Origin of the sequence: Burkholderia sp. E168m23 (assembly GCF_016586125.1) — a bacterium.
Taxonomy (GTDB): Bacteria; Pseudomonadota; Gammaproteobacteria; order Burkholderiales; family Burkholderiaceae; genus Burkholderia; species Burkholderia orbicola.
In genome coordinates this window covers 1-7344 of record NZ_BCPP01000279.1, presented here as the reverse complement: position 1 = coordinate 7344, position 7344 = coordinate 1, and the positions used below count along the sequence as shown (strand labels likewise).

Sequence of the window (7344 nt, the reverse complement as noted above, 5' to 3'; positions counted from 1 at the left end):
AGCTTGACGATCGCTCCGCTGTCGAGCATCACGCCGTCCGGCTCGCCGCGCGGCGCGCGCGTCACGCGGCGCACGACGCCGGACACGCTCAGGCGGGCAAGGTTGACCCCGCGCAGCGTGGGCGGCACGGGCGCGACGGGCGCGGGCGGCTGATCGGACAGCGACGCGCCGGTGCCGTCGTTGCGGACCACGCGTGCGCGGATTTCATCGTCGACGCGTCGTTCGCCGGCTACCGTCACGCGGTCGCCCGTTTTCACGAGCGCCGTCAGTTGCGAACCGAGATGCGGCGGCAGGAGGACGAGCGTGCCGTCGGTCAGCACGAAGCCGTCGACCGCCCCTTCCGGATTGATCGTCAGGCGCGACAGCGTGCCGGACACCAGCGCGTCGGAGGCGGTGTCGTTTCCGGGCATGGCAGGCACAAGCGCACGAGGCCGAGGCGGAGGCGGCGGAGGCGGCATGGCGCCGGCCGGGTCTTCCGCGCGCGGCGCCGGCGGCACCTGCGCCACGCTGACCGTTGCGACGGCAACGAGCGCGGCAGCGCAGAGCATGCGATACGAGCGGCGAACGGCAGCGCGGCACCGCGGCCGCGATCGGACGACAGGCAGGCACGAGTTCATGGCGGGCTCCGGCGACGGGTTGCGATGCATCGGTATCCGCAATACCCGTGCCAACCTGCGGCGCACCGCGTGGCCGTGCGCCGAACGACGACGCGCGCCAAACGTGTCGGATTTCCCGACACGTCGATTCACCGCATGTCGGCATTCCCGACAGTCGAAACAACGCGACCAGCGGCCCGCTCACACCGATAACGAGCTGGCGCTGGCCCTATTCGTCGCGCTCGATCCCGAGATTCGCCATGCGCGCATAGAGCGACTGGCGGCCGATCCCGAGCTGCCTCGCGGCTTCCGCGCGATTGCCGTTCGCGCGCTCGAGCGCGTGCAGGATCGCCGCGCGCTCGACCGTCGCGAGCGCATCGGGCAGCGGCATGTCGAGCAGGTGCGCCGGCACCGCATCGGCGCCCGACTGGCGCGCCGGCACGGCGCCGAGGCCGAGATCGGCCGCGCTGACGGCCGGCCCGGGGGCGAGCGCGGCCGCCCGCTCCATCACGTTGCGCAGTTCGCGGACGTTGCCCGGCCAGCGGTGATCGAGCAGCGCGCGCTGAGCGTCGTTCGTCAGATGCAGCGCGCGCATGCCTGCCGCGCTGCCCAGGAAATGCGCGGCCAGTGGCAGGATGTCGGCTACACGCTCCGCGAGCGGCGGCAGGTGCAGCGGAATGACGTTCAGCCGATAGAAGAGATCTTCGCGGAACGTGCCGTTCGCGACGGCCGCGGCGAGATCGCGATGCGTCGCGGCCACGACGCGAATGTCGATCGTCGTCGCGCGGTCCGCGCCGAGCGGCATCACCTGGCGCTCCTGCAGCGCGCGCAGCAGCTTCGCCTGCATCGCGGCGGGCATGTCGCCGATCTCGTCGAGAAAGAGCGTGCCGCCGTCGGCCTCGACGAGGCGCCCCGCGCGATCGGCATGCGCGCCGGTAAACGCACCGCGACGATGCCCGAACAACTCGCTTTCGAGCAGATCGGCCGGAATGGCCGCGCAGTTGACGGCGACGAACGGCCCCGCATGGCGAGCCGATGCGGCATGCAGCACGCGCGCCGCCACCTCCTTGCCCGTGCCCGTCTCGCCGGTCAGGAGCACGGTTGCGTCGCTCATCGCGGCCCGGCCGATCTGCTTTTGCACGTCGCGCATCGCGGCGCTCACGCCCAGCAATCGTGGTCGGTCCGCGGAAGGTTCGCCCGCGAAACCGCTGTCGGATGGCGCCGGCGCGGGCGGCTGATTCGCCGACACGATACGTTCGAGCAGTTGCGCGATGTCCCGGCGCCCGATCGGCTTCGTCAGGTGATCGAATGCGCCGAGCCGCATCGCTTCGATCGTGTTGTCGCTGGTCGCGTGGGCCGTCAGCATGACGACCGGAATCGCGGCCAGCGCGGGATCGTCACGCAGTTGCGCGAGCACGGCCAGCCCGTCCAGATCCGGCAGGCGGAAATCCAGAAAGACGCATTCGATGCCGCCGCCGTCGCGCAGCGCGCTGAGCGCGGCCCGGCCGGATGCGGCCTCGACGGCCCGATGACCGAGATCGGCCAGCGTTTCGGCGAGGCCGTCGCGAAAGGCCGCGTCGTCGTCGACTATGAGGATGTTTGCCATGGAATTTCAATCACGAATGCGGCGCCGCCGTCGAGGCGCGCGTGTCCGCCATGCGCCGCCGCCACTTCACGGACCACGGCAAGACCGAGGCCCGTGCCGTCCGCGCGACCCGTCACGAACGGCTCGAAGATCCGCTCGCGCTGCGCGGCCGGCACACCGGGGCCGCTGTCCGACACGGTGATACACAGCCAGTCGCGCCCGGCGACCGCGCGCCGCTCGGCGGTGAGCGTGACCGCGCCGCCGTCGCCCGCATGGTGCAGCGCGTTGAGCAGCAGGTTATCGAGCGCCCGCCGCATCTGGTCGGGATCGAAGGCCGGACGATCCGATGGCCACGCGAGCCGTTCGCCCTGCCCCGCGAGCGACACCGTCAGGTCGATCGCTTGCCGCTGCGCCAGCTCGCGGTGCGCGTCGACGACTTGCGCGAGCCACGCGTCGACGTCGACGAGTGTCGCATGGGGGCGCACCGGCTGCGTCAGCGCGAGCAGGCTCGACAATTGCGCATCGATGCGCTCGATCTGCGCGAGGATCACGCGCAATGCGTCCTGCTGCCGCCGGCCGTCGCCGGCCAGCGCGTTTTCCGCCTTCAGCCGCATCGCGCCCATCGGATTGCGAATCTCGTGCGCGACCTGCGCGGCAAGCTTGCCCAGCATGCCGAAGCGCTCGGCCTGCGCGAGCCGCGTACGCAGTTCGTCGGCCTGCTGTTGCAGCCGGTCGGCGCGGCGCGCCCGCTCGTTGAACGCATCGATGACGCGGTCGAGATCGGGTTCGCCGACGTACGGCAGGTGATGTTCGCGACCGTCGGGCCCCAGCCCGCTCTCGATCCGCGCGAGATTGCGTTTCCAGCGGCGCAGCGCCACGGCCAGCGCCGCCGCGATCGCCAGAATCACCGCGAGCACGGCGGCGAGCCCCGTGGCCAGCAATTCCCCGTGCCGGCCCAGCGGCGGGCGCGCACGCGTCAGCATCCACACGTACAGCCCCGCACCGCCGCGTACCGGACAGGCCGCCGCGATCACGGCATCCTGCGCGCCTTCGACGACGTTCGTCGTCGCGGCATGCGTCGCGGCCGCGGCATGCAGCGTGCGGAGGATCAGCGGCGTTTCCGCTTCCGGAACGTCGCGTTTGACGCCGCTGCCCTGATAAGTGGGAAAGGAATACGCGAGAAAGCCGCTCGCGTCGGGTGCGGCGCCGGGCATCCAGAACCCGCCCTCCATGTCCGGCGCCCGCGAGAGCACGATGTCGAGGATCGCGTGCATCAGATCCGGAGCGGGCCCGGCGCCCGCGGACGCGGACGACGCGCCGTAACGCGACGCGACCGCTTCGCAGGCCGACGCGCCGGCGGCCTTGGCGCTGGCCACCTGCTGACTCTCGGCGGAACTCGCGGTGACCCAGACGACCGCGACCAGCGTCGCGCACAACGCCGCGACGAGTGCCCAGAGCATGACGAGTTGGGTGGAGAACGACGGACGCTTCATCGGATGGGGCTGGCGGTTGAGGACGACAGAATAGCGCATTGCATGCCATGCGAAGCCGCCACGACCGCCATGCGTCGCACCGACGGCCGGCAGATCGGAACGGTAACGGCTCGCCGTGGAAAGCCTGGCGAAAGCCCCGGGGGCTAGACTGCCTTCGGTCCCGATTCCGGTTTGCTGCGGGTACGCGAAGGCATTCGCGACATCGGCCCGGACGGTTCGCTCGCGCGCGAGGTGAAGCGCGGCGACCGCGCGCTCCCCTATCACACCTTCGCGCTGCTGCCGCTCGTGTTCGCGGCCGAACTCGTTCAGCGGCGCAACATCGATCTCTACCGCGAGAACGACGGCGCGATCGGCCGCCTCGCGAACCTCGTGATCGACGCGGTGGGAGATCCCGCGAGTTTCAGGAAAATCACGCCGATCAGGCAGGACCTGTTTCCGTGGATGTTCCGCGACGAACGGAGCTGGGTCGAGCCGTACTACGCACGCTTTCACGATCGCCGCCTGCCGGCGATCATCGCGCCGCGCGACCGGGCCGCGCGTCACCGCCGGTTCGAGCGCGACACCACGTCGATCCACACCGCCAGCACCAGCACCGCGCCCTTGACGATCATCTGCCAGTACGCGTCGACGTCCAGCATCGACATCCCGTTGTCGAGGCTCGCCATCACGAGCGCGCCGATCAGCGCGCCGTAGACCGTGCCCGACCCGCCGCGCATCGAGGTGCCGCCGATGAAGCACGCGGCGATCGCGTCGAGCTCGCCCATCGTGCCGGCGGACGGCGACCCGGCCGCGAGCCGCGCCGTGTTGACGAGGCCGGCGAACGCGCACATCAGGCCCATCAGCGCGAAGATCGCGAGTTTCACGCGATCGGTGTCCACGCCCGACAGCCGCGTCGCCTCCAGGTTCGACCCCACTGCATAGATGCGCCGGCCGAATACCGTCTGCGTCGCGATCCACGAGAACACGCCGAGCAGCGCGAGCAGCAGCAGCACGGGCACCGGAATACCGCCGTAACGGTCGAGCGTCGCGACGAACGCGAACAGCACCGCCCCCGCGCCGACGATCTTCGCGACGTCCTGCCACAGCGGGGCGACCGCGAGCCGGTAGCGCCGCCGCGTGCCGCGCTGCCGCACCACCAGCAGCGTCGCGACCACGAACAGCAGGACCGCGAGGCCGTCGCCGGCCACGCGCGGCAGATAGCCCTGCCCGATGAACACGAAGCCGTCCGACACGGGCGCGATCGTCGAGCCGCCCGTCACGCCGAGCAGGATGCCGCGAAACGCGAGCATCCCGCCGAGCCCGACGATGAACGACGGCACGCGCCGATAGGTCGACCACCAGCCGTTGAAGAGCCCGATCAGCACGCCGAGCGCGAGCACGGCCGGGACCGTCGCCGCGACCGGCCAGTGGCGGTTGACGTCGAGGATCGCGGCGACGCCGCCGAGCAGCCCGAGCAGCGAGCCGACCGACAGGTCGATCTCGCCCGCGATGATGACGAACACCATGCCGCACGCGAGCATGCCGGTGATCGACATCTGCCGCAGCAGGTTCGATACGTTGCGGGGCGTGACGAACGCGCCGTCCGTCAGCACCGAGAAGAATGCCCAGATCGCGACGACCGCGAACAGCAGCGCGAGCACCTTGTAGCGCGTGAAGACATGGCGCAATGGCAGCCGCGGCGCGCGGCCGGCGCCTGCATCCGGCGTCGCCGGGGTCGAGGAAGAAAGTTCGGAATTCATGTCGCACTCGCTGCGGTGGGTTCGGCGGCCAGCCGCGCGGGCTTCAGCGCGGCGCCGAGGATCTGTTCCTGCGTGAGGCCCTGGTTGACGAAATCGCCGCGCAGCTCGCCCTCGCCGATCACCAGCACGCGATCGGCCAGGCCGAGCACCTCCGGCAATTCCGACGACACGACGATCAGCGCGACACCGCGCTGGGCCAGCGCGAAGATCAGCCGGTAGATCTCCGCCTTCGCGCCCACGTCGACGCCGCGCGTCGGTTCGTCGAGGATCAGCACCTGCGGCTCGGTCAGCAGCATCTTCGCGAGCACCGCCTTCTGCTGATTGCCGCCCGACAGGCTCGCGATCGACAGGAACGGGTGCGCTGCGCGCACCGACAGCCGCTGCATCTCGGTGCGGATCGTATCGAGCTCGGCGGCCGCGTCGATCCGCCCGCGCGCCGCGAAGCGCCGCAGCACCGCGAGCGTGATGTTGTGGCCCACGCCGAGCTGCGGCACGATGCCGTGGCGCTTGCGGTCCTCCGGCACCATCGCGATACCGGCGCGGATCGCGTCGGCCGGCGAGCGGATCGACAGCGGCTTGCCGTTCATCGTCACGCTCGCCGTGCACGCGCCCGGATACGCACCGAAGATCGCCTGCATCAACTCGGTGCGGCCCGCGCCGACCAGCCCGGCGACGCCGACGATCTCGCCGCGCCGCACGCTGAACGACACGTCGTCGACGCGCTTGCGGCGTGCGTTCGTCACGTCTCGGCACGTCACGTGGCGCACGTCGAGCACGACGTCGCCGATCTCGTGCGGCTCGCGCGGATACAGGTCGCGGATCTCGCGGCCGACCATCATCGCGATGATCCGGTCGGTGGTCAGCGTGGCCATCGGCTCGGTCGCGACGTGGCGTCCGTCGCGGATCACGGTGACCGTGTCGCACACGGCCGCCACCTCGTCGAGCTTGTGCGAGATGTAGACGCACGCCACCCCACGACGCTTCAGGTCGCGCACGATGTCGAGCAGGATGCGCGTCTCCGACGCACTCAGCGACGACGACGGTTCGTCGAGGATCAGCAGCTTCGCGTGCTTGTTCAGCGCCTTCGCGATCTCGATCAGCTGCTGGTGGCCGCCGCCGTAGTTCATCACCGGCTGCGCGACGTTGATCGTGTCGATCCGCAGCTCGCGCAGCAGCTCCTCCGCGCGCTGAACCATCGCCGCGAAGTTCATGCGCCCGCCCGGCAGCGTGATCTCGTTGCCGAGGAAGATGTTCTCGGCCACCGACAGTTCGGGCACGAGCATCAGTTCCTGGTGGATGATCACGATGCCCGCGCGCTCGGTGTCGCGCACGCCGGACGCCGCGAGCGGCGCGCCTTCCCAGCGGATTTCGCCGTCCCACGTGCCATGCGGGTACACACCCGACAGCACCTTCATCAGCGTCGACTTGCCGGCGCCGTTCTCGCCGCACAGCCCGACGCATTCGCCGGGGCGCACGGTCAGGTCGATGCCGTCGAGCGCCTTCACGCCGTCGAATGCCTTGACGATGCCGCGCATCGTCAGCAAGGGTTCCGTCATTCGTTCATGCCTCGCAGGATACGCGCGGGCGGCCGGTGAGCCGCCCGCGCGTCGTGCCGTTACTGGCTCGCCAGCTGGGCCTGGGTATAGAAGCCGTCCTTCACGACGACGTCGACGTTGCGCTTGGTCAGCAGCGTCGGCTGCAGCAGCACCGTGTCGACCTTCTTCTTGCCGTTGTCGTATTGCGCGTTGAACGCGGGCTTCGTGCCCTTCGCGAGATCGACCGCGAGCTTCGCAGCTTCGCTCGCGATCAGCTTCAGCGGCTTGTAGACGGTCATCGTCTGCGTGCCGGCGATCACGCGCTTGACCGCGGCCAGATCCGCATCCTGCCCGGACACCGGCACCTTGCCGGCTAGATGCTGCGCGGCGAGCGCC

4 protein-coding genes and 3 pseudogenes are annotated in these 7344 nt (G+C 70.3%); 1 reads left to right on the top strand and 6 read right to left on the bottom strand.

Features of this window, described 5'->3' with window-relative positions:
* The 3 genes and pseudogenes from JMF90_RS16170 to JMF90_RS16160 all read right to left on the bottom strand — a co-directional run.
* Nucleotides 1-410: pseudogene (locus JMF90_RS16170) on the bottom strand (hypothetical protein); the annotation flags it as partial.
* 415 nt (nt 411-825) lie between these two features.
* Entirely contained in the window at nt 826-2202 is a 1377-nt protein-coding gene (locus JMF90_RS16165) for a sigma-54 dependent transcriptional regulator (protein ID WP_011549892.1), read from the bottom strand.
* Nucleotides 2184-3674 carry a PAS domain-containing sensor histidine kinase gene (locus JMF90_RS16160; RefSeq protein WP_041489581.1) on the bottom strand — a complete coding sequence of 497 codons (1491 nt, stop codon included), beginning with the start codon at nt 3672-3674 and terminating at the stop codon, nt 2184-2186. The genes JMF90_RS16165 and JMF90_RS16160 overlap by 19 nt, the downstream gene beginning before the upstream one ends.
* A gap of 171 nt (nt 3675-3845) precedes the next feature.
* Between JMF90_RS16160 and JMF90_RS40065 the strand changes: the two are divergent.
* Nucleotides 3846-4064 (top strand): annotated as a pseudogene (locus JMF90_RS40065) (alginate lyase family protein); the annotation flags it as partial.
* A 149-nt stretch (nt 4065-4213) separates the two neighbouring features.
* On the opposite strand, the gene JMF90_RS16150 reads toward JMF90_RS40065, so the two are convergent.
* The 3 genes and pseudogenes from JMF90_RS16150 to JMF90_RS16140 form a co-directional block, all read right to left on the bottom strand.
* Complete coding sequence (locus JMF90_RS16150; protein WP_011549894.1) at nt 4214-5413, bottom strand: sugar ABC transporter permease; 1200 nt, start codon at nt 5411-5413, stop codon at nt 4214-4216.
* On the bottom strand, nt 5410-6969 hold the full coding sequence (gene xylG / locus JMF90_RS16145; RefSeq protein ID WP_011549895.1) for a D-xylose ABC transporter ATP-binding protein: 1560 nt from the start codon (nt 6967-6969) through the stop codon (nt 5410-5412). The genes JMF90_RS16150 and xylG overlap by 4 nt, the downstream gene beginning before the upstream one ends.
* A 59-nt stretch (nt 6970-7028) precedes the next feature.
* Nucleotides 7029-7344 (bottom strand): annotated as a pseudogene (locus JMF90_RS16140) (D-xylose ABC transporter substrate-binding protein); the annotation flags it as partial.

Excerpts from the sequence above, each read along its gene's own strand:
- JMF90_RS16165 (WP_011549892.1), bottom strand. The coding sequence starts at position 2,202 with ATGGCAAACATCCTCATAGTCGACGACGACGCGGCCTTTCGCGACGGC.
- JMF90_RS16160 (WP_041489581.1), bottom strand. The coding sequence starts at position 3,674 with ATGAAGCGTCCGTCGTTCTCCACCCAACTCGTCATGCTCTGGGCACTC.
- JMF90_RS16150 (WP_011549894.1), bottom strand. The coding sequence starts at position 5,413 with ATGAATTCCGAACTTTCTTCCTCGACCCCGGCGACGCCGGATGCAGGC.
- xylG (WP_011549895.1), bottom strand. The coding sequence starts at position 6,969 with ATGACGGAACCCTTGCTGACGATGCGCGGCATCGTCAAGGCATTCGAC.